A 20,604-nucleotide genomic window follows, 5' to 3' on the forward strand; every position below is an offset into this window, starting at 1 on the left:
CTTCCTTAATGCGCGTTATCGTCGCGAATGGAGGACTGCAACGCCTCCGCGAAGGAGCGCGCCAGCGTCTTGCGCTGCGCGGGAGCCACGCTGTTATTGATAACATTGGTGACCATATTCCCAAGTACCATCAGGGAAAGGTCGGTCGGCGCCTTGTGCTTTGACAGCACGCTCGCCAGTTCAGTCAGTAATTCTTCAACGCGTTCGTCACTATAGCGGGATAGTTGTGGCATAAATCAACATCAGTTTGTTCAGGAAAGTCCAATATCTTACCGTAGCAGTGGCTTTATTTCCGCTTTTTTATCAGCGGTTGCGCAGGACGGCAGGCAGTGGTTGAATACGCCCCTGCCCAACAGGAGAGTTTATCATGAGTCTGGATATCAACCAGATTGCCTTACATCAGTTAATTAAGCGCGATGAGCAGAATCTTGAGCTTATCCTGCGCGACTCGCTGCTTGAACCAGGCAATACGGTCACGGAAATGATGGCCGAGCTGCATCGCGTCTACAGCGCGAAAAGCAAAGCCTACGGCCTTTTTAACGAAGAGAGCGAGCTTGCCGAGGCGCTGCGCCAGTGCCGCCGCGGCGATGAAGATTTCCTGGCGTTCAGCCGCGCGGCCACCGGCCGTCTGCGTGACGAGCTGGCGAAATACCCGTTCGCGGAAGGCGGCATCGTGCTGTTTTGTCACTATCGTTATCTCGCGGTCGAATACCTGCTGGTGGCGGTGCTGAACAACTTAAGCAGCATGCGCGTTAACGAACAGCTCGACATCAGCACCACGCACTATCTGGATATCAACCACGCCGATATCGTCGCGCGCATCGATCTGACCGAATGGGAAACCAACCCGGAATCGACCCGCTACTTAACCTTCCTGAAAGGCCGGGTAGGGCGCAAGGTCGCCGATTTCTTTATGGATTTCCTGGGCGCGAGCGTGGGGCTTGATACCAAAGCGCAGAACCGCGGGCTGTTGCAGGCGCTGGATGATTTCACCGCCGAGGCGCAGCTCGATAAAGCCGAGCGCCAGAACGTGCGCGCGCAGGTCTACAGCTACTGTAACGAGCAGTTGCAGGCGGGCGAAGAAATTGCGCTGTCTGAGCTTTCCAAAGAGCTGCCGAGTTTTGGCGAGAAAAGCTTCCAGGAGTTTACGGCGGAGCAGGGCTATGAGCTGGAAGAGACCTTCCCGGCGGACCGCAGCACGCTGCGTCAGCTGACCAAATACGCCGGCAGCGGCGGAGGGCTTACGATTAACTTCGACGCCATGCTGCTTGGCGAGCGTATTTTCTGGGATCCGGCGACCGACACGCTGACCATTAAAGGCACGCCGCCGAACCTGCGCGATCAGCTACAGCGCCGGACGTCAGGCAAATAAACGTGAAATGAAAAAGGGCGGAATTTCCGCCCTTAATTTTTGCGCCTGAATCACAGGCAAAAAAAACGCCGCATAGCGCGGCGTTTTTTCTTCATTGCACTTACGCGCGAACGAAGTCGATGTGGTGCAGTTTCGGTTTGTACGGGTGACGCTGTACAGCCTGAACTTTTACTTTAACTTCTTTGCCATCGATAGCCAGAGTCAGCACTTCGCTGTAAAACTCCGGTTTAGCCTGCATGTTCATCACTTTGTCGTGGTCCAGTTCGATTGCAACCGGAGCCTCGGTGCCACCGTAAACGATAGCCGGGAACTTGTTGGCGTGACGCAGGCGGCGGCTCGCACCCTTACCCTGCTCTTTACGTACTTCAGCGTTGATAGTAAACATTGACATCTCTCTTAATAAAGAAACCTGTTACAGGCGACCCAGCAACAGGCAAATGACTGGCTTTGCGGATGCAAAAGCGGGCGGCATTATAGCTATTTGAACGCGCAGGGGCAACGAAAACCGCCGCTATCCGCGTAATTCATTGGCCCGGCGGAACTGCCCGTTATAATCGAACACCTTTTCACGCACCTGCCAGTACTGGCCTTTGAGCCTGGCCACCACAAAATCGGGATGACGCAGCAGCGCCTGCTGGGCGACGATATCGTTGACGGTTATCCAACGCAGCGGCACGCCCGGCGTGCGGGTGTGCGGGCGAATAAAAAGCTGTTCGAAGGCGGTGCGCTGCGCGGGCGTGTGCAGGCGGAAGCGTTCGCTGACGTCAGCGCCGTCCTCATCGTAATAGGTCACTTTCAGCCATTCGCCTTTCTCATCGGCGCCTGGCTGGAGCTGCATGCCGCCGCAACGCAGCACCAGCGCGTCTTTAAGCTTCAGCGCCGCTTTCAGCATATCGTCCGGATCTACCAGCACCTTGTCGCATTCGCGGCAGCGCCGCGCAGCGATGTCGTTTTCCGCATTGCAGTGCGGACAGTTTTTAAAGCGGAAGCGGTAGTCGCACTGTTCACGGTGGCCCTCGTCATCTTCGAACCAGCCCTGGCAGCGGCGGCCGAAATGCTCGATAAGCGTGCCATCCGCCGTGGTTTTGCCCCAGAACGTATTGGCAAAACCGCAGGCGGGGCAGAAGACCTGCACCGGCACGTTGTCGCTTTTACCCTTCGGCGCGCCCACTTCCGGCGCGTAGAGATCGTGCGGGTTGCCCGCGTAATCAAGGATAAGGCAATCTTTTTTGCCCGGCGACAGCCGCAGCCCGCGCCCGACAATCTGCTGATAGAGGCTGACCGATTCAGTCGGGCGCAGAATAGCGATGAGATCCACATGCGGCGCGTCAAAGCCGGTGGTGAGTACCGCCACGTTGACGAGAAAACGCAACTGCTGGGCTTTAAACGCCTCAATAATCGCGTCGCGCTCGCGCCCTGGCGTTTCACCGGTGATAAGCGCCGCTTCGCCGGCAGGCAGCAGGTCGGTGATTTCGCGCGCATGCTCGACGGTTGCGGCGAAAATCATCGCGCCGCGCCGGTCAGCGGCGAATTCGACTATCTGGCTCACGATATGCGGCGTGATGCGCTGCTGCTGTTTTAGCTCCCGGTTGAGATCGGCCTCGCTGAACAGCCCGTTGCCCTGGGCCTGCAGGCGGCTGAAGTCATATTGCACCACCGGCATATCGAGGCGCTCCGGCGGCGTCAGGTAGCCATGCTTAATCATATAGCGCAGCGGCAGCTCGTAGATGCAGTCGCGAAACAGCGCCTTTTCATCGCCGCGCACCATGCCGTGATAATGGAACTGGTAAATCCAGCCTTTGCCGAGGCGAAACGGTGTCGCGGTCAGCCCCAGTAAGCGCAGGCGCGGGTTCTGCTTACGCAGGTGCGTGAGAATTTGCTGATACTGGCTGTCGTCATCATCGCTGATGCGATGGCACTCATCGACAATCACCAGCGAGAATTCTCCCTGAAAATGGTCGAGGTTGCGCGCCACCGACTGCACGCTGCCGAACACGACCTTGCCGTGGCTCTCTTTGCGCGCGAGACCGGCCGCGTAAATATCGGCCTCAAGCCCGAGCGCCAGATATTTCGCATGGTTTTGCGCCACCAGCTCTTTCACGTGGGCGAGCACCAGCACACGGCCGCGTGCGAGCCGCGCCAGTTCGGCTATCACCAGGCTTTTGCCTGCGCCGGTCGGCAGAACGATCGCCGCTGGCGCGTCGTGGCGGCGAAAATGGTTAAGGGTGGCATCCACCGCTTCGCGCTGGTAGGGACGTAAAGTAAAGGACATGGGGCCTGCAGAAATAGGGATCACGCTAATATTATGCCACGAATCATTTTCATCTTGTGAGCGGGCCATTGCCCGTTATACTGACGGCTCTGATTCCGCTTCAAGCATATTGACGGGCGCTTTGCCCGCCCCCGCGTCGGAACTGCATCAACAACAGGCTTATAAACGTAATGCGACTTGATAAATTTATCGCCCAGCAGCTTGGCGTCAGCCGCGCTATTGCTGGCCGTGAAATTCGCGCCAGCCGGGTCACGGTGGATGGCGAGATTGTAAAAGACAGCGCTTTTAAACTGCTGGCGGATAACGACGTCGAGTATGACGGCAATCCGCTCATCCAGCAGAACGGCCCGCGCTATTTTATGCTGAACAAACCGCAGGGCTACGTCTGCTCCACCGACGATCCGGATCACCCGACGGTGCTCTATTTTCTGGACGAGCCGGTCGCGCATAAGCTGCACGCCGCAGGGCGGCTGGATATCGACACCACCGGGCTGGTGCTGATGACTGACGACGGCCAGTGGTCGCACCGCATCACCTCGCCGCGCCACCATTGCGAGAAAACCTATCTGGTGACGCTGGAATCGCCGGTGGCGGATGACACCGCGGCGCTGTTTGCCAAAGGCGTACAGCTCAACAATGAAAAAGATCTCACCAAACCGGCGCAGCTTGAAGTGATCACCCCGACCGAAGTGCGTCTCACCATCAGCGAAGGGCGCTATCATCAGGTGAAGCGCATGTTTGCGGCGGTGGGTAATCACGTTGTCGGTCTGCATCGCGAGCGCATCGGGGCGATTGAACTCGATCCTGAGCTTGCGCCTGGCGAATACCGCCCGTTAACCGAAGACGAAATTGCCAGCGTTGGCATGCCGTCACGCTAATTTCAGGAGTCAACTGTGACCACCAGGCAGAATTCGTCGCTGGGTATTGTGTTTATTCTTGGCCTGCTGGCCATGCTGATGCCGCTCTCTATCGATATGTATCTCCCGGCGCTGCCGGTTATCGCCAGCGAGTTTGGCGTCGAGGCGGGCAGCGCCCAGATGACGCTCAGCACCTATATTCTGGGCTTTGCTATCGGCCAGCTTTTTTATGGGCCGATGGCCGACAGTCTGGGACGCAAGCCGGTTATTCTCGGCGGCACGCTGATATTCGCGGCGGCCGCCATCGCCTGCGCGCTGGCCCAGAGCATCGATCAGCTCATTTATATGCGTTTTCTGCACGGGCTTTCCGCGGCGGCGGCAAGCGTGGTGATTAACGCCCTGATGCGCGATATCTACCCGAAGGAAGAGTTCTCGCGCATGATGTCCTTCGTGATGCTGGTGACAACCATCGCGCCGCTGCTGGCACCGATGGCGGGCGGGGCGGTGCTGGTCTGGTTTAACTGGCACGTGATTTTCTGGATCCTCGCGGTGCTGGCGCTGCTCGCCTGCGCCATGATTTTCTTTCTTATCCGCGAAACGCTGCCGGTAGAGCGTCGCCAGAAGTTTCACTTTCGCACCACGCTTGGCAACTTCGCCACGCTGTTTCGCCATAAGCGCGTCCTGAGCTATATGCTGGCGAGCGGCTTCAGCTTTGCCGGCATGTTCTCGTTTTTAAGCGCCGGGCCGTTTGTCTATATCGAACTGAATCACGTTTCGCCGCAACACTTCGGTTATTACTTCGCGCTGAATATCGTGTTTCTGTTCGTGATGACCATCATTAACAGCCGCTTTGTGCGCCGCGTGGGCGCGCTGAAAATGTTCCGCGCCGGGCTGTTTATTCAGTTTGCGATGGCCGTGTGGCTGGTGATTAGCGCGCAGTTTGATATCGGTTTCTGGTCGCTGGTGCTGGGCGTGGCGGCATTTGTTGGCTGTGTGTCGCTGGTGGCGTCCAACGCGATGGCGGTTATCCTGGATGAGTTTCCGCATATGGCGGGCACGGCCTCGTCGCTCGCGGGCACGTTCCGCTTCGGGATCGGGGCGATTATGGGCGCGCTGCTCTCTATGGCGACGTTCAACTCCGCCTGGCCAATGCTGCTTTCCATCTTCTTCTGCGCTACCTGTTCCATTCTCTTTTATCTCTACGCCAGTCGTCCTCGCCGACGCGCTGTCTGATCTTCTCGCGGGAGTATCACTCCCGCCTTTTACTCACGCATTAAGCCCCTCTGTCGCGCTTTCTTGAGTCATTTTCGTTTCCTGAATGTAAAAATATATCGCGTAAAAAGTCACGGCCTTGTATTAAAAAAGGTTGTGTCGGGGCGCGTAACGGGGTACATATAGCGCCAAAATGCGAGCCAACGCACAAAATAACCGCCTCGTTGGTGAGGAAATAACCGGAGAATGCGGTGGCAATGAAACCGTTTTCTTTGTTGACACGATCACTTTTTGTCAACATGTGTTAATCTTTATGTGAATGACTTGTAAAATTTATGTTTCCGGGGACACTATCTTGAATACGCTACAACTCTCTATCGTTCATCGCTTGCCGCAGAGCTATCGGTGGCGGGCGGGTTTCGCCGGTTCAAAAGTTGAACCGATTCCGCAACAGGGCCCGGACTGCGACAACTGTCTGGTTGGCCTGCGCCTGTTAAGCCCGGACGGCGAAAAAGCCTGGCCGGTGATGCAGAAGCTCAGCCAGGCGTTGAATGATATCTCGGTGGATTGCTCCGTGCTGGAGTGCGAAGGCGAGCCGTGCCTGTTCGTGAGCCATCAGGATGAGTTCGCGGCCACCTGTCGTCTGAAGAATTTCGGCGTGGCGATTGCCGAGCCGTTTTCCGGCCAGAATCCTTTCTGAGCCTCAGCGCAGCGTTAACAGCTCGCGCGTATAAGCCTCACGCGGGGCGGCGAAAACCGTCTGACAGTCGCCCTGCTCAATCACCTCTCCCTGACGCAACACTACCACCTGATGACACAGCGAGCGCACCACCTGGAGATCGTGGCTGATAAACAGGTAAGCGAGCTGATGCTCTTGCTGTAGCTTTTTCAGCAGTGAAAGGATCTGCGCCTGTACGGTGCGATCGAGCGACGACGTCGGTTCATCCAGGATAAGCAACTCGGGTTTTAAGATTAGCGCCCGCGCGATGGCGATGCGCTGGCGCTGGCCGCCGGAAAATTCGCTCGGGTAACGGTGGCGCGTTTCGGGATCGAGCCCCACTTCGCGCATCACATCAATCACCTGCGCTTCGCGCTCAACCGGGGTCAGCGCTGGCTGATGGACGCGCAGCCCTTCGGCGATAATGCTTTGCACATCAAGACGCGGGTTGAGCGATGAGTTCGGATCCTGAAATACCACCTGAATGCGGCGGCGCAGCGGCAGCAGCGCGCGGCGGTTGAGTGTGTGCAGGGGATGCCCGTCGAAAACAATCTCGCCCTTTGAGGCGATAAGGCGCAGCAGCGCAAGCCCTGACGTACTCTTGCCCGACCCCGATTCGCCCACCAGCCCCAGGCTTTCGCCCGCATGCAGCGTAAAGCTTAAATTTTTGAGCGCATGATGATAGCCCGCGACGCGCCGCAGCAGCCCGCGACGCTTCTCAAACGCCACGCTCAGCCCACGCACAGTGAGTAAAGGTACGGCAGGCTCAGGAAGCGGCACCGGAGAACCGTCGGGTTCGGCGTTAATCAGGCGACGGGTGTAGTCATGCGCGGGCGCGGCGAACAGCGCCGCGGCGCGGTTTTGCTCCACGCAACGCCCGTTCTGCATCACCGCCACGTTATCCGCGAGCCGTTTGACGATATTCAGGTTATGGGTGATAAATAGCAGCCCCATGTTGAGTTCGCGCTTAAGCTCCGCCAGCAGTTGCAGGATCTGCGCCTGCACCGTGACGTCCAGCGCGGTGGTCGGTTCATCGGCGATGAGCAGGGCCGGGCGGGTCAGCAGCGCCATCGCGATCATCACGCGCTGGCGTTCGCCGCCGGAAAGCTGGTGCGGGAAATCGTTCATCCGCTGCGATGCGTTGCGAATACCGACGCGCTCAAGGCAGGTGAGGATCTCAGCGCGCGCGGGCTCGCGACGCATTCCGCGGTGCAGCGACAGCACTTCATAAAGCTGTTTTTCCACGGTATGCAGCGGGTTTAAGGAAACCATTGGCTCCTGAAAAATCATCGCTATCTGGTTGCCGCGCACCGCGCGCAGTTCGCGTTCGCTGGCGTGCAGCAGCGACTGCCCCTGAAAGCGGATATCGCCCTGCGGATAAACCACCGGCGGCGACGGGAGCAGGCGTAGCACGGAAAGGGCCGTGACGCTTTTGCCGGAGCCCGATTCGCCCACCAGCGCCAGCGTTTCGCCCGGTTCAATAGCCAGCGACAGCGAATCCACCACCTGGCGCTCAACGCCCTGCTGGCGAAACGCGATGGAAAGATTGTCGATGGAAAGCAGAGGGTGCGCCATATCAGACCGCCTTACCGGGATCGAAGGCGTCGCGAACCGCTTCGCCGATAAAAATGAGTAACGACAGTAAAATCGCCAGCGAGAAAAAGGCGGTGAGGCCAAGCCAAGGCGCTTCGAGGTTATTCTTGCCCTGCAAAAGCAGCTCGCCGAGCGAGGGCGAGCCGAGCGGCAGCCCGAAGCCCAGGAAATCGAGCTCCGTCAGCACGGTAATTGAGCCGCACAGAATAAACGGCAGAAATGTCAGCGTCGCCACCATCGCGTTTGGCAGCATATGACGCCAGATAATCGCGCGGTCGCTGACGCCAAGCGCCTGGGCGGCGCGGATATAGTCAAAATTGCGGGTACGCAGAAACTCGGCGCGCACCACACCTACCAGCGTCATCCAGCCGAACAGCACGGTTATCAAAAGCAGCCACCAGAAGCCCGGTTGCACCACGCTTGAAAGAATAATGATCAGAAACAGCGTCGGCATGCCTGACCAGATCTCGATAAAGCGCTGGCCGAACAGATCGATTCTGCCGCCGTAGTAGCCCTGGATTGCGCCAACCGTAATGCCGATGGCGCTGGCGCAGAGCGTCAGCATTATCCCGAACAGCAAGGAGATGCGCGTGCCATACAGAATGCGCGCCAGCACATCGCCGCCGTTGGCGTCGGTGCCCAACCAGTTTTGCGCCGACGGCGGGGCAGGGAAGGGGTGATCCGACGCGAAATTAATCGCAGTGCCGCTAAAACGCACCGGCGCCCACAGCACCCAGCCTTTATCTTCCAGCCGCTGTTGCAGCCATGGGTCCTGATAATCGGCAGGCGTGGCGAGCGGCCCGCCAAAATCGCTTTCGCTGTAGTTATGGATAAGCGGTAAATACCAGCGGTCCTGATAATGCACCGCCAGCGGTTTATCGTTGGCGATAAGCTCGGCACAGAGGCTTAAGGCAAAAATTATCGCGAAAATCCACAGCGACCAGTAGCCGCGCCGGTTATGACGAAACCGCGCCCAGCGCGCCTGATTGACCGGATTGAGTCTTCTCATCCACGCCTCTCGAAATCAATGCGTGGGTCGACAAGCGTATAAGTGATATCGCTCAGGATATTCAGCAGCAGGCCGACCAGGGTGAAAATATAGAGCGTGCCAAACATTACCGGATAATCGCGCGACACGGTGGCTTCATAGCCCAGCAGCCCGAGGCCGTTGAGCGAGAAAATCACCTCAATCAGCACGGAACCGGTGAAAAACATGCTGATAAACGTGGCCGGGAAGCCCGCAATCACCAGCAGCATGGCGTTACGAAACACATGACGCCAGAGGATCTGCTGCTCGCCAAGCCCTTTGGCGCGGGCCGTTACCACATACTGCTTGCGGATCTCATCGAGAAACGCGTTGCGGGTAAGAATGGTGAGCGTCGCGAAGCCGCCAATCACCGTCGCCAGCACCGGCAGCGTAATGTGCCAGAGATAGTCGGTAATTTTCTGATACCACGGCAGCGTGTCGAAATTAGCCGAGACCAGCCCGCGCAGCGGGAAGAGATCAAACCAGGTGCCGCCGGCGAAAACGACAATCAGTAAAATGGCGAACAAAAAGGCAGGCACGGCGTAGCCGGTGATAATCGCCACGCTGCTCCAGACATCGAAGCGGCTGCCGCTGTTCACCGCCTTACGAATGCCGAGGGGAATCGACACCAGATAGATTATCAGCGTGCTCCACAGGCCGAGCGTGACCGAGACCGGCAGGCTGTTTTTTATCAAATCGATGACCGACGCGCTGCGAAACAGGCTGTCGCCAAAATCGAAACGCGCGTAATCCCACAGCATTTTCAGGTAGCGCTCATGTAGCGGTTTGTCGAACCCGTAACGGTGGGTGATTTCGGCGACCACTTCCGGGTCGAGCCCGCGGGCGCCGCGGTAGTGGCTCTCGTTAACGTTCATCACGCCGTTTTGCGGACGGCTGCTCTGCATCCCGCCGTTCTGAACGCCGGGGATGCCGCTGGCGCTGCCAAACTGGATAGCGGCAAGCGCCTGATCCACCGGGCCGCCGGGCGCTATCTGTACGATGAAAAAGTTAAGCGTGATGATGGCCCAGAGTGTCGGGATCAGCAGCAGTAAGCGGCGAAGCAGGTAAGCGCCCATAATTCTCCTCAGCGCCGTGCTTCTGGCAGCGTGGCGGCTTTATTGACGTCATACCACCACGTATCAACGCCAATCGTGTAGAGCGGGCTGGTGGCGGGGCGCGAGAATTTGTTCCACATCGCCACGCGATCCGCGGCGGCGTACCACATCGGGATCATGTAATAGTTCCAGGTCAGCACGCGGTCGAGCGCACGGCCGAGCGGTAGCAGCTTCTGCTGATTGCCCTGGTTTGCGATAATCTGCGCTATCAGTTTATCCACCGCCGGGTTCTGTACGCCGGGGGTGTTCCACGAGGAGTCGATATAGTCTGAGGCCCAGCTTATCTGCAATCCGGTATCGGGCCAGGGCGACGCGCGATAGAGCGTCGGCATCATGTCGAAATCGCGTTTGCGCAGTCGGTTGGTGAGCTGCGAATTATCCACCTGACGAATGGTCATCGTAATGCCCAGCCGCGTCAGACTGTGCTGGAAGGGTAACACCCACTGGTTATTGCCCTCCGAGCCGAGCAGCAGTTCAAACGTAAACGGTTTGCCGGTTTCGCGGTTCACCAGCTTGTTATTTTTAAGCTCCCAGCCCGCTTCTTTCAGCAGCGCCAGCGCTTTGAGGAGATTCTCTCTGTCAAAGCCGTCGCCGCGCGACACCGGGGGCTCGTAGATGCGGGTAAAGACTTCAGGCGGCACCTCTTTTTTAAGCGGTGCCAGCAGGGTGAGCTCGTCGGCGTCAGGATAGTGGCGCGCCGCGTATTCGGTATTCAGAAAATAGCTGTTCGGCCGCCGCCAGGCTTTATAGAACAACACCTTATTCATCCATTCGAAATCAAAGGCGAGTGAAATCGCCTCGCGTACGCGGCGGTCGGCAAAGAAAGGCCGCTGAATGTTGAATGCCAGCCAGCGCGCGTCCTGCGCGGTGGTTTTTTCAAACTCGTCTTTGACGATATAGCCGCGGTCAAAATTACTGCCGGTATAGCGCGTCGCCCAGTTTTTCGGGCTGGTTTCCGGGCGGAAGTCATACGCGCCGGCTTTAAACGCCTCGAAAGCGACGTTGTCATCGAGATAGTAGTCGTAACGGATGGTGTCGAAATTCCAGCGGCCGCGGTTCACGGGCAGGTTAGCGGCCCAGTAATCCTTCACGCGGGAGTAGACGATATACTGCCCCATTCGCCACTGGCTGACGCGATAAGGGCCGTTCGCAAGCGGCGGTGTGGAGAGCGGATCGCTGAGCTTATGGTTGCGCCAGAATTTCTCCGGCATTACCGGCAACGTCAGCAGACCGAGCATATTTTCTTTACCAGGCTGCGCCAGCTCAATGCGCACCGTCAGCGGCGCGATGGCCTTCATCGTCGCGCCTTTATAGTAGAGCCGGAACTGCGGCACGCCTTCGGTCATAAATTTATGGAAGGTAAACGCCACATCTTTCGCGGTAATGGGGGAGCCGTCGTGGTTACGCGCCTGCGGGTTTATCGTCACCTCCGCCCATGAAAAGTCGTCCGGGTAGCGGATCATTTCGGCAATCAGCGGGTAGTAGCTGCCCGGCTCGTCATCAGAGCTGGTAAAGAGCGAGTCGTAGAGCGTTTCGGTGCGCACGCCAGGGTTGCCGCGCAGCGCGTAGCGGTTGAAGTTATCAAACGTGCCGATGGCGGCAAGCGTGATGTTGCCGCCTTTCGGGGCCGCCGGATTGACGTAATCGAAATGGTTGAAGTTAACGACATATTTCGGCTCCCCGAGCACCGCCAGGGAGTAACTTTCATGAATGGTCTGCGCCTGGCAAACAGCGCTGAACATAAGAGCGAGCAAAACGAACGCGCGTGCAATCATTGAGGTGGTGTGTCCTTCTCCGGGGCCTGAACGGGCGCGGTAACAGCATGGCTGCATAATAAGGGAGCCGCGCGCGATTGTGAAATAGCCCCGCGTTATGCGTCGGCTTCTTTCATGCTGGCAGGCAGATCGGCGGCACGCATCGGGCGACTGAAATAGTAGCCCTGTAAGAAGTTCACGCCACGCACGGTCAGCCATTTCGCCTGCTCCTGCGTCTCCACGCCCTCGGCAACTGTCGCCATATTCAGGCGTTTCGCAAGGCTGATGACGGCATCCAGTACCGGCGAGGTGATCGTTTCGGTGCCGATCGCATTCACAAACCCCCGATCGATCTTCAGGTAATCCAGCGTGAAGCGCTCAAGGTAGATAAGCGCGCTGTGGCCCGTGCCAAAGTCATCGACCGCGATTTCATAGCCTTGCTCATGCAGCCACTGAAAAAGATCCAGCGCTTCTTCCTCGCGGATCATATCGCGCTCGGTTATCTCAAATACCAGCTGGAAATAATCCGGCGGCAGCGAGGCGCGCAGCTTCTGAATATCCATTTTGAATTGCGCGGAATGAAGATGACCGGGCGCAATATTAATACCGAGCTTGGCACCCGGCGGTAGCGTCTGTTGCAGGCGCGGTACATCCTGGGCGATGAGCCTGAACAGGTGGCGGGTTAAGGGAACGATAAGCCCCTGGGCCTCGGCGAAATTAATAAACGCGTCCGGCGGTATCATGCCCGCGCTCGGGTGTTCCCAGCGCATCAGCGCCTCGACGCCGCGGATCTGACGCGTGGCGGCGTCCACCACCGGCTGGTAAACCACGAAAAACTGATTGCGCTTGATGGCGCTGACGATCTCACGGCCCGATCGTGCGCGCAGCGCCAGCAGGATCACCGTCAGTGTGCCACCCAGCAGGCCAATTAATAAACCGAGCAGCAGTGCCAGATGGCGGTCTTCGGCGGGCATGGTGTCGCCATAGAGATAAAGCTTCAGCGGATAGCCCTGCACGCTTTCACTACGCAGCGGTGAGGCGGGCAGTTCATCTGGCGTCATGACCTTGCCGGAAAATGTGGTCAGCGCCCTGTCTTTCGCTACCAGAGCCAGGCCGTTGAGATCGTTCTGGCGCGCGGTGTAGACCAGATACGGCGTGAGATTCACGTTAAGCGTAGTGACGATCCCGCGACCTTCCATCAACGGATTGCCGAACCACATCACAATGGACGGTTTATCGGGCATCATTGGCGTGCCCGGAATAATGCTGATATCAACCGTTTTATGAGTGTCGATATCCGGAGCGAGATTGCGAAGCGGCAGGTGAAGCTTGCCGGTGGCGGAAGAGCAGTAGGCCGCGCCGTCTCTGACCAGTAAAAAAGCGCGCACGTTGAGGTTAAACGCCGCACGAGAAGTAAGCTCAGACGACACGGTGCCGCATTCCGCAAGGGTGAGCGGTTGCAGCGCGTCGGCGGAGGATTTCAGCTGGGCAAAATACGTATTGAGATAGTGATGAATATCCCGCGCCAGCAGATCGTACTGATTCTCACGCTGCTGATGCAGCCAGCCGCGGGCAGCGATCGTGATAATCAACGCCAGGGCCAGGCCTGTCGCAATACCGACCAGAATAATTTTACGGGGCGTGGACAGTGTTGAAGCAAAAGGCGGACTGGATAACATCCTTTTTAGTTCCTGTGCGAGCAACTGGCGTGAAACCAGCTTAACAGAAAACCCGCCTGAGGTGAGGGGTTACAGAAGCGGCAAGAACAGAGACACAGACGAAAAAAACGCTGCATCAGCAGCGTTTTTTTATTCAGCAAGGACGATCAAGGGAAATCGTCATACCGGATTAACTACGGCTCAGTACGCGGCGCGCTTCGTTATAGCGCTTCTTCCAGTACGGTTCGTCCATATTGGAAATCATGACGCCACTGCGCGTGGACGCATGCACAAACTGATTGTTGCCGATGTAAATGCCGACATGACGGCCGGTAGATCCAGCGCGGAACAGCACCAGATCGCCGGAGCGCAACCGGGTACGATCGACCGGCTTGCCCATTTCCTGCTGCTCATACGTAGAGCGCGGGAGTTCTAAACCAAACTGTTCGCGAAAGGTTCGCTGCACAAAGCCGGAACAATCGATGCCGGTTTTAGTGCTGCCGCCGAGGCGATAGCGCACGCCTTTCCAGTCAGCGTATTGATCCATAATGCGGGATTTCACATCCAGCGTACGGACCATCTGTTCGAATTCATCCTGAGAGGCTTGCAGTAACAGCCCGTCGTTTTCACCTACTGCATGCGTCTCAGAATGCATGTTTTTTGCGGTATTGGTGGAGCTACATGCTGAAAGCAAAACTGCCACAGCGACTGCGGGAATGGCCCGCATGATATATCTCAGGATTGGTTGAGATTTGACCATTATGTTTGTTTTCCCTTGAAGTCCTTAACGATAAAAATCGTTATAAAAAATGCTAAACGTGCCGAGACTAATGAGCTCTGGGGGGTAAGACAATTCCTGGTGAGCTAAATTGTGTGGTAGGCCACACTTTTTATTTGCATTACCAATAAATGCCCTTAAACCGCAAAACGCTCCCGAGATTACCTGAACAAACCCCATATGGCGAGTGGTTTTATTTATTTTTTTATAAGAAATTGTAATGCCCGGTATAGCAGTGGCAAAGAAAGGATAAGGACTCACGATTTGTCGTAAAAATAGACAACCTATTCATTTTTATGACGAATATATGAAAGTCTTGCGAAAGGCGTTCGGGAAGGTGTGTCTATAAAATAAACAGGAACCCTTAACGATCCCTGTTGAACATACTTTTAAAGTATTTATTAATTGTTATGAATTTGTTGTTTTTTTACCAGGTAGATGATTATTAAGCCAGGTAATTATTTTATCGCTAAGCGGCGTCAATAAAATCCACGGAAGACCAATAAAAACGATTGACAAAGAGCCAACGGCGATATCGGTAAACCAGTGCGCGCCAATCATCATGCGCGGGAGCGCGAAAACGCAGAATATCAGCAGGCCAAGCCCGAAAGCTTTAGCGCCGAAATAACGCCACATAAAACCCGCAAATATTAAAAGCATCATGCCGTGATCGCCCGGAAAACTGTCGGTCGAGGCGTCTTTGGTGGAGATCCCCACCATTTTGCCCACGCGCAGGCTGTCTTCAAAAGTCAGCGTCGGGCTCGGGCGCGACACCGGCAGCAGATGCCCAAGCTGGTTCAGCACCACCGCAGAAAGCAGCATCACAATGCCCATAATAATGATGTGGCGGCGGCCAGGCGGGGTGGCCTTGCGCCAGTACCAGAGCAGCAGCAGGCCCATCGCCAGCAGCGAGCAGCCGTCAAAGGCGCGATTATTCGTTATCGCCAGAAACCATAAAAAGCTGTGGCTGGTGGCGGCCAGGTGATTGAAAAAGTGGAAAATCCCGGCATCAAGGGTAAACCAGAATCCGGTCTGCGCCGGCGGATACCAGGAAAGAAAAAGGACGGCACCTGCCAGATTAAGCAGCAGGATCGCGGGGAAACGGGAAGTCATCATGGGCGTCTGAAGTTTCACAAAAGGGTAACGTTAAAGCGAGGTGTTTAAACGAAGCTTCAACAGAGCGGACTGAAGCGCGTTCCAGTCCGTTTCAGCGGCGGTAATCAGCTCAATGCGGCTGTCCGGCGGTGGCGCGCTCTGGGTTTCGATATGAAAATCCTGCCCCTGGCGGTTAATACGCACCAGCCCTTCAGGAATGCGCAGCACGCCTTTTACGCGCTCAACCGGTGCCAGCCGAGCCCACTCCAGTATGCCGATAGTATCGAACACCGTATCAGCATCAAAAATCCAGCCGCAGGCGTGATGCCCCTGACCGCTGTTAAGACTACGACGCCAGCGCTGATTGCCCGGCAGGCTCAGCGCGGCAAGGCCGCTGCGTGTGGCATGTGAATGCGCATGATGCGCGCTGGCGGGCAGCTCGCGCAGGTTAAGACGCGGCTTATCAAGCAACGCCGGGTCGATTTCACCCTGAGTCGCGAACACCAGTTCCCGGTCGGCGGCGTATTCGTCGCGCCAGGCGTTCAGCGCCGCAAGGCTTGCCGCATCGCTGCGATCCTGTTTATTGGCAACGATAATATCTGCCGCCGCCAGCTGGTCGCGGAAATTGTCATTGGCGACATATTTTTCATCCAGCAACTGACGCGGGTCGAGCAGGCAAAGCGTGGCGCGCAGATCAATGTAGGGTTCATAGACCGCTGAGGTCAGCATATCGAGGATCTGCTTCGGATGGCCAAGTCCGGTTGGCTCAATCAGCAGGCGATCGGGTTTTCCCTGGCGCAGCAGGGTATTCAATCCAACCTGCATCGGCAGGCCGTTAACGCAGCACATGCAGCCGCCGGGGATCTCTTTTAACATCGCGCCGCTGTCGGCCATCAGCGCGCCGTCGATGCCGACTTCGCCAAATTCATTGACCAGGACGGCCCACTTTTCCGCAGGATCTTTATGGGCCAGCAGATGACGGATCGTGGTGGTTTTTCCGCTGCCAAGAAAACCGGTAATGAGACTGGTACGGGTCACGTGCGCTCCTGATAAATATCTGACGGGAATAAATCATCAGGCGACATTCTGGATAAAAATAATGGGCATGAGAAGAGAAAACGCGGACGGGCAGGCGCGCGTCCGCGTTAAAAGCATTCAGGGTTAAAAATCAGCGGCGTGCGAGCCGGGCAACCGCCTCTTTCGCGCCCAGACGGCACAGCGACTGCCAGGCGGCATTCAGCGTATGAATAAACAGCGGATGCTGCGGCAGATCTTCACCGAAGACTTCTTTGAGCGTCAGCAGCGCGCCGACGCGTTCATCTTCGCTGCTCGATTGTACCAGCGCCGCGATTTTTTCAGCGAGCGGGTCGCGTACGTCGACAGGCTGGCCGCGGTCATCTACGCCGCTGACGTAGCGCATCCAGCCCGCCACGCCAAGCGCCAGCAGCGACCATTCGCCCCCGTGCTGCAAATGCCAGCGCACCGAATCGAGCATACGCTGAGGCAGTTTCTGGCTGCCGTCCATGGCAATTTGCCAGGTGCGGTGCTTCAGCGCCGGGTTGGCAAAACGCGTAATCAGGCTGTCGGCATAGCCGGTAAGGTCAACGCCAGTAATGCGCAGCGTCGGTGCCTGTTCGCGCAGCATCAGCTGGCGCGCCGCGTCGCGAAAGTGTGTATCGTTCATGCAGTCGCTGATGTGCGCATAGCCCGACAGATAACCGAGATACGCGAGAAAAGAGTGGCTGCCGTTCAGCATTCTTAATTTCATCTGCTCCCACGGCAGCACGTCATCCACCATCTGGACGCCCGCGTCCTCCCAGGCCGGGCGGCCCGCGACGAAATTATCTTCAATCACCCACTGAATGAATGGCTCACAGCTGATGGCGCACGGATCGGCAACGCCGAGAGCGTCGGCAATTTCCGCCAGCGATTCCGGCGTCGCGGCGGGGACGATGCGATCCACCATCGTGCCGGGAAATGTCACATGGTCGGCTATCCACTGCGCAAGGGCAGGATCGCGCTGATGCGCCATGCCGAGCACCGCTTCGCGCACTACATGGCCGTTATCAGGAATGTTATCGCAGGAGAGCACGGTAAACGGCGCATGCCCGCGCTCGCGGCGGCGATGCAGCGCCTCAACCAGCAGACCCGGCGCGGATTGCGGCTGGTGCGGGTTTTCAAGATCGTGCGCGATACGGCTGTTTTGCGTATCAAGCTGACCGGTCGCAGGATCGATGCAGTAGCCTTTTTCGGTAATGGTTAATGAGACGATAGCGACCTGCGGCTCGCAGAATTTCTCAATAATCGCGTCCATCCCGTCGAGCTTCGCGTTGAGGCATTCATTTACCGCGCCAATAATAATAGCCTGATTACCGTCAGCGCCTTTTTCCAGCACGGTATAAAGATGATCCTGGGCGCGCAGCGCGCTCATCAATTCATCACCACTGAAAAGGCTTATCTCGCAGATACCCCAGTCGCCGCCGTTCAGGTTAAGCACCCGGTCAGTCAGCAGTGCCTGATGCGCGCGGTGGAACGCGCCGAAGCCAAAATGCACGATGCGGGTTTGCAGGGCGCGGCGGTCGTAAGTGGGGCGTTGGACCGAAGCAGGCAGCGTGGCGGAAGCGATATTATTCATTTCTCACATATCCTGATAACCATTATTTAACAAAATCAGTGTAAAGTTATATGACAACAAATTGAATTGGTGTGCCGTAAATATCCGGGGTTTGTGAGCTGGATCAATAGCGGACAGCATGTGGTTTGACGGTTTTAGGTAAACATGTATGGTAGTCATCATAGAGGTTAGTGATATTGGTATAACAACTTTTTAAGGAGAGGGAGATGGAACAAACCTGGCGTTGGTATGGGCCGAACGATCCGGTTTCGCTGGACGACATCAGACAGGCCGGAGCGACCGGCATCGTCACTGCGCTGCACCATATTCCCAACGGCGAAGTCTGGCCGGTGGAGGAGATCAAAAAACGTCAGGCGGAGCTGGCGCAGAAAGGCCTGACCTGGTCGGTGGTCGAAAGCATTCCGGTGCACGAAGATATCAAAACCCATACCGGCCAGTACGATCGTTACATCGCAAGCTACCAGCAGAGCATCCGCAATCTGGCGGCCTGCGGCATCGATACCGTCTGCTACAACTTCATGCCCATCCTTGACTGGACGCGTACCGATCTGGAATACACGCTGCCGGATGGCTCAAAAGCGCTGCGTTTCGATCACATCGCCTTCGCGGCCTTTGAACTGCATATCTTAAAGCGCGACGGCGCGCGTCATGATTACACCGACGATGAACAGCGCCAGGCGCAGGACTATTTCAGCGCCATGAGCGAGGCGCAGATTGAGACGCTGACGCGCAATATCATCGCCGGTCTGCCGGGCGCGGAAGAGGGCTATACGCTGGATCAGTTCCGCGCCCGCCTGAGCGAATATGACCATATCGATAAGACCGCGCTGCGCGACAACATGGCGTATTTTCTGAAAGCGATTGTCCCGGTGGCCGAAGAAGCGGGCGTGCGCCTGGCAGTCCACCCGGACGATCCGCCGCGCCCGATCCTCGGCCTGCCGCGCATTGTCTCCACCATTGAAGATATGCAGTGGCTGAAAGAGACCGTCGACAGCATTCATAATGGTTTCACCATGTGCACCGGCTCATACGGCGTGCGGGCGGATAACGACCTGGTGCGGATGGTGGAAACCTTCGCCGATCGCATTCACTTCACGCATCTGCGCTCCACCTGCCGCGAGGCGAACCCGAAAACTTTCCATGAAGCCGCGCATCTGTATGGCGACGTCGATATGGTCGCGGTGGTAAAAGCGATTCTGACCGAAGAGCAACGCCGTAAAAAAGCAGGCGATCTGCGCCCGATCCCGTTCCGTCCGGATCATGGCCACCAGATGCTTGACGATCTGCGCAAGAAAACCAACCCCGGCTATTCGGCGATTGGCCGCCTGAAAGGGCTTGCGGAAGTGCGCGGTGTGGAGCTGGCGCTGAAAAAAGTACTGTTCCCGGATTTGCTGTAACCGTCAGCACCGCCATAAAAAAAGCCCCGCACTGGCGGGGCTTTGTCTTTTCTCAGGGCGGCGATTACTCGGCGCGGCCCATATAGCGGCGCTCGGCGATATGCACGCGGATTTTCTCACCGGCGCTCAGGTATTCCGGCACCTGAATCACCACGCCCGTTGAGAGCGTGGCAGGCTTGGAGCGGGCGCTCGCGGAGGCACCTTTGATGCCCGGCGCGGTTTCCACAATCTCCAGATCCACCGTCTGCGGCAGTTCGAGCGCCAGCAGCTGGCCGTCCCATGTCAGTACCTGCATATCCGGCATGCCGCCTTCCGGCATAAACAGCAGCTCTTCTTCAATCTGGTCTTTGGTGAAGGTATACGGCGTATAGTCTTCTTTATCCATAAAGACATACTCGTTGCCGTCGACGTAGGAGAAATCGACAAAACGACGGGTCAGCGTAATGGTGTCCAGAATATCGTCGCCTTTAAAACGCTCTTCCACCTTCTGCCCGGTGCGGACATCAGAGAAGCGCATTTTGTACAGCGTAGCCGCGCCGCGCGCGCTCGGCGACTGAATATCGATATCTTTCACAATCAGCAGTTTGCCGTTGTAATTCAGCACCATACCTTTTTTAATTTCATTCGCTCTTGGCATCGACGTGTCCTGTTAAGCTGGAATATGCAAAATATCGCGACAAGTTACTCGCGAGGCACGCGCCAGGCAAGCGGAATTACGTACATTGCGAGACGTACCGAAAAAGTCGCGCGCGGTGAGTTTTTCGACATCAGTGCTGTACCGGGCGAGGCAAAACGCTACAATGCCCGGCTTTCACGCGAGGAGCCGCCATGCCGATTTCCATCCGTCATGTCCTGCCTGAAGAAACGGCTACCGTTTATCGTCTGATCCCGGAGTTCGCCGGCCTGCATGATGCGCAGGCTATCCGCCAGCGTATCGGCGAGCGCGTCGCCTGCGCGCTGGTGGCGTATGACGGTGCAGAGCCGGTGGGCTTTACGCTCGGCTATGAATCGGCGCCAGGCTTATGCTGCTTTTCCGCAACGGTTACCAGGTTATCGGGCTGGAAAAGAAGGGCGAGGTGGCAGATTACCGGCTGCTGCTTGAAAAATCACTGACCGACGCC

The 20,604-nt window shown here is 57.0% G+C and carries 19 protein-coding genes; 6 read left to right on the top strand and 13 right to left on the bottom strand.

Going from position 1 to position 20,604, the window contains the following annotated elements; genetic code table 11:
* Positions 1-5: 5 nt before the first annotated feature.
* The gene (locus tag G6041_RS01655; protein WP_004387431.1) at positions 6-233 is read right to left on the bottom strand and encodes a YejL family protein; all 228 of its coding nucleotides are present in this window, start codon (positions 231-233) and stop codon (positions 6-8) included.
* 134 nt (positions 234-367) lie between these two features.
* Here G6041_RS01655 and yejK point away from each other — a divergent pair, with 134 nt between their 5' ends.
* Positions 368-1,372 (top strand): nucleoid-associated protein YejK, encoded by a 1,005-nt coding sequence (yejK, locus tag G6041_RS01660; RefSeq protein WP_012124248.1) that lies wholly within the window; start codon positions 368-370, stop codon positions 1,370-1,372.
* Positions 1,373-1,472: 100 nt separating this feature from the next.
* On the opposite strand, the gene rplY is transcribed toward yejK, so the two are convergent.
* Entirely contained in the window at positions 1,473-1,757 is a 285-nt protein-coding gene (gene rplY, locus G6041_RS01665) for a 50S ribosomal protein L25 (protein WP_004387433.1), read from the bottom strand.
* A 126-nt stretch (positions 1,758-1,883) separates the two neighbouring features.
* A complete protein-coding gene (locus tag G6041_RS01670) occupies positions 1,884-3,644 on the bottom strand; it encodes a DEAD/DEAH box helicase (protein ID WP_012124249.1) in 1,761 nt (586 codons plus the stop codon).
* A 170-nt stretch (positions 3,645-3,814) separates the two neighbouring features.
* Between G6041_RS01670 and rsuA the strand changes: the two genes are divergently transcribed.
* The 3 genes from rsuA (at position 3,815) to G6041_RS01685 (ending at position 6,413) form a co-directional block, all read left to right on the top strand.
* Positions 3,815-4,522 carry a 16S rRNA pseudouridine(516) synthase RsuA gene (rsuA, locus tag G6041_RS01675; protein ID WP_012124251.1) on the top strand — a complete coding sequence of 236 codons (708 nt, stop codon included), beginning with the start codon at positions 3,815-3,817 and terminating at the stop codon, positions 4,520-4,522.
* A 15-nt stretch (positions 4,523-4,537) separates the two neighbouring features.
* Positions 4,538-5,734 (top strand): Bcr/CflA family multidrug efflux MFS transporter, encoded by a 1,197-nt coding sequence (locus G6041_RS01680; protein ID WP_012124252.1) that lies wholly within the window; start codon positions 4,538-4,540, stop codon positions 5,732-5,734.
* Between the two features lie 334 nt (positions 5,735-6,068).
* Positions 6,069-6,413 carry a YejG family protein gene (locus tag G6041_RS01685; protein WP_004387437.1) on the top strand — a complete coding sequence of 115 codons (345 nt, stop codon included), beginning with the start codon at positions 6,069-6,071 and terminating at the stop codon, positions 6,411-6,413.
* A gap of 3 nt (positions 6,414-6,416) precedes the next feature.
* Here the strand turns inward: G6041_RS01685 and yejF are convergent, their stop codons facing one another.
* From yejF to G6041_RS01730, 9 genes are all read right to left on the bottom strand, one after another.
* Complete coding sequence (yejF, locus tag G6041_RS01690) at positions 6,417-8,006, bottom strand: microcin C ABC transporter ATP-binding protein YejF (RefSeq protein WP_012124254.1); 1,590 nt, start codon at positions 8,004-8,006, stop codon at positions 6,417-6,419.
* Position 8,007: 1 nt separating this feature from the next.
* Positions 8,008-9,033 (bottom strand): microcin C ABC transporter permease, encoded by a 1,026-nt coding sequence (locus G6041_RS01695; protein ID WP_012124255.1) that lies wholly within the window; start codon positions 9,031-9,033, stop codon positions 8,008-8,010.
* On the bottom strand, positions 9,030-10,127 hold the full coding sequence (locus G6041_RS01700; protein WP_004387440.1) for a microcin C ABC transporter permease YejB: 1,098 nt from the start codon (positions 10,125-10,127) through the stop codon (positions 9,030-9,032). The genes G6041_RS01695 and G6041_RS01700 overlap by 4 nt, the downstream gene beginning before the upstream one ends.
* 8 nt (positions 10,128-10,135) lie before the next feature.
* The gene (locus G6041_RS01705) at positions 10,136-11,941 is read right to left on the bottom strand and encodes an extracellular solute-binding protein (RefSeq protein ID WP_012124256.1); all 1,806 of its coding nucleotides are present in this window, start codon (positions 11,939-11,941) and stop codon (positions 10,136-10,138) included.
* 95 nt (positions 11,942-12,036) lie between these two features.
* The gene (locus G6041_RS01710; protein ID WP_012124257.1) at positions 12,037-13,599 is read right to left on the bottom strand and encodes a cyclic di-GMP phosphodiesterase; all 1,563 of its coding nucleotides are present in this window, start codon (positions 13,597-13,599) and stop codon (positions 12,037-12,039) included.
* A 169-nt stretch (positions 13,600-13,768) separates the two neighbouring features.
* Complete coding sequence (gene mepS, locus G6041_RS01715; RefSeq protein ID WP_004387441.1) at positions 13,769-14,338, bottom strand: bifunctional murein DD-endopeptidase/murein LD-carboxypeptidase; 570 nt, start codon at positions 14,336-14,338, stop codon at positions 13,769-13,771.
* A gap of 426 nt (positions 14,339-14,764) precedes the next feature.
* The gene (locus G6041_RS01720; protein ID WP_007851281.1) at positions 14,765-15,472 is read right to left on the bottom strand and encodes a phosphatase PAP2 family protein; all 708 of its coding nucleotides are present in this window, start codon (positions 15,470-15,472) and stop codon (positions 14,765-14,767) included.
* Between the two features lie 30 nt (positions 15,473-15,502).
* Positions 15,503-16,489 carry a CobW family GTP-binding protein gene (locus G6041_RS01725; protein ID WP_012124258.1) on the bottom strand — a complete coding sequence of 329 codons (987 nt, stop codon included), beginning with the start codon at positions 16,487-16,489 and terminating at the stop codon, positions 15,503-15,505.
* 130 nt (positions 16,490-16,619) lie between these two features.
* On the bottom strand, positions 16,620-18,086 hold the full coding sequence (locus G6041_RS01730) for a mannitol dehydrogenase family protein (RefSeq protein WP_041460443.1): 1,467 nt from the start codon (positions 18,084-18,086) through the stop codon (positions 16,620-16,622).
* Between the two features lie 206 nt (positions 18,087-18,292).
* Between G6041_RS01730 and uxuA the strand changes: the two genes are divergently transcribed.
* The gene (gene uxuA / locus G6041_RS01735; RefSeq protein ID WP_012124262.1) at positions 18,293-19,483 is read left to right on the top strand and encodes a mannonate dehydratase; all 1,191 of its coding nucleotides are present in this window, start codon (positions 18,293-18,295) and stop codon (positions 19,481-19,483) included.
* A gap of 64 nt (positions 19,484-19,547) precedes the next feature.
* Here the strand turns inward: uxuA and yeiP are convergent, their stop codons facing one another.
* Complete coding sequence (gene yeiP / locus G6041_RS01740; RefSeq protein ID WP_004387446.1) at positions 19,548-20,120, bottom strand: elongation factor P-like protein YeiP; 573 nt, start codon at positions 20,118-20,120, stop codon at positions 19,548-19,550.
* 191 nt (positions 20,121-20,311) lie between these two features.
* On the opposite strand from yeiP, the gene G6041_RS01745 reads away from it, so the two are divergent.
* A complete protein-coding gene (locus tag G6041_RS01745; RefSeq protein ID WP_012124263.1) occupies positions 20,312-20,596 on the top strand; it encodes a hypothetical protein in 285 nt (94 codons plus the stop codon).
* Positions 20,597-20,604: the final 8 nt, after the last annotated feature.

Source organism: Cronobacter sp. HA18003 (genome assembly GCF_011605905.1).
GTDB lineage: Bacteria > Pseudomonadota > Gammaproteobacteria > Enterobacterales > Enterobacteriaceae > Cronobacter > Cronobacter sakazakii.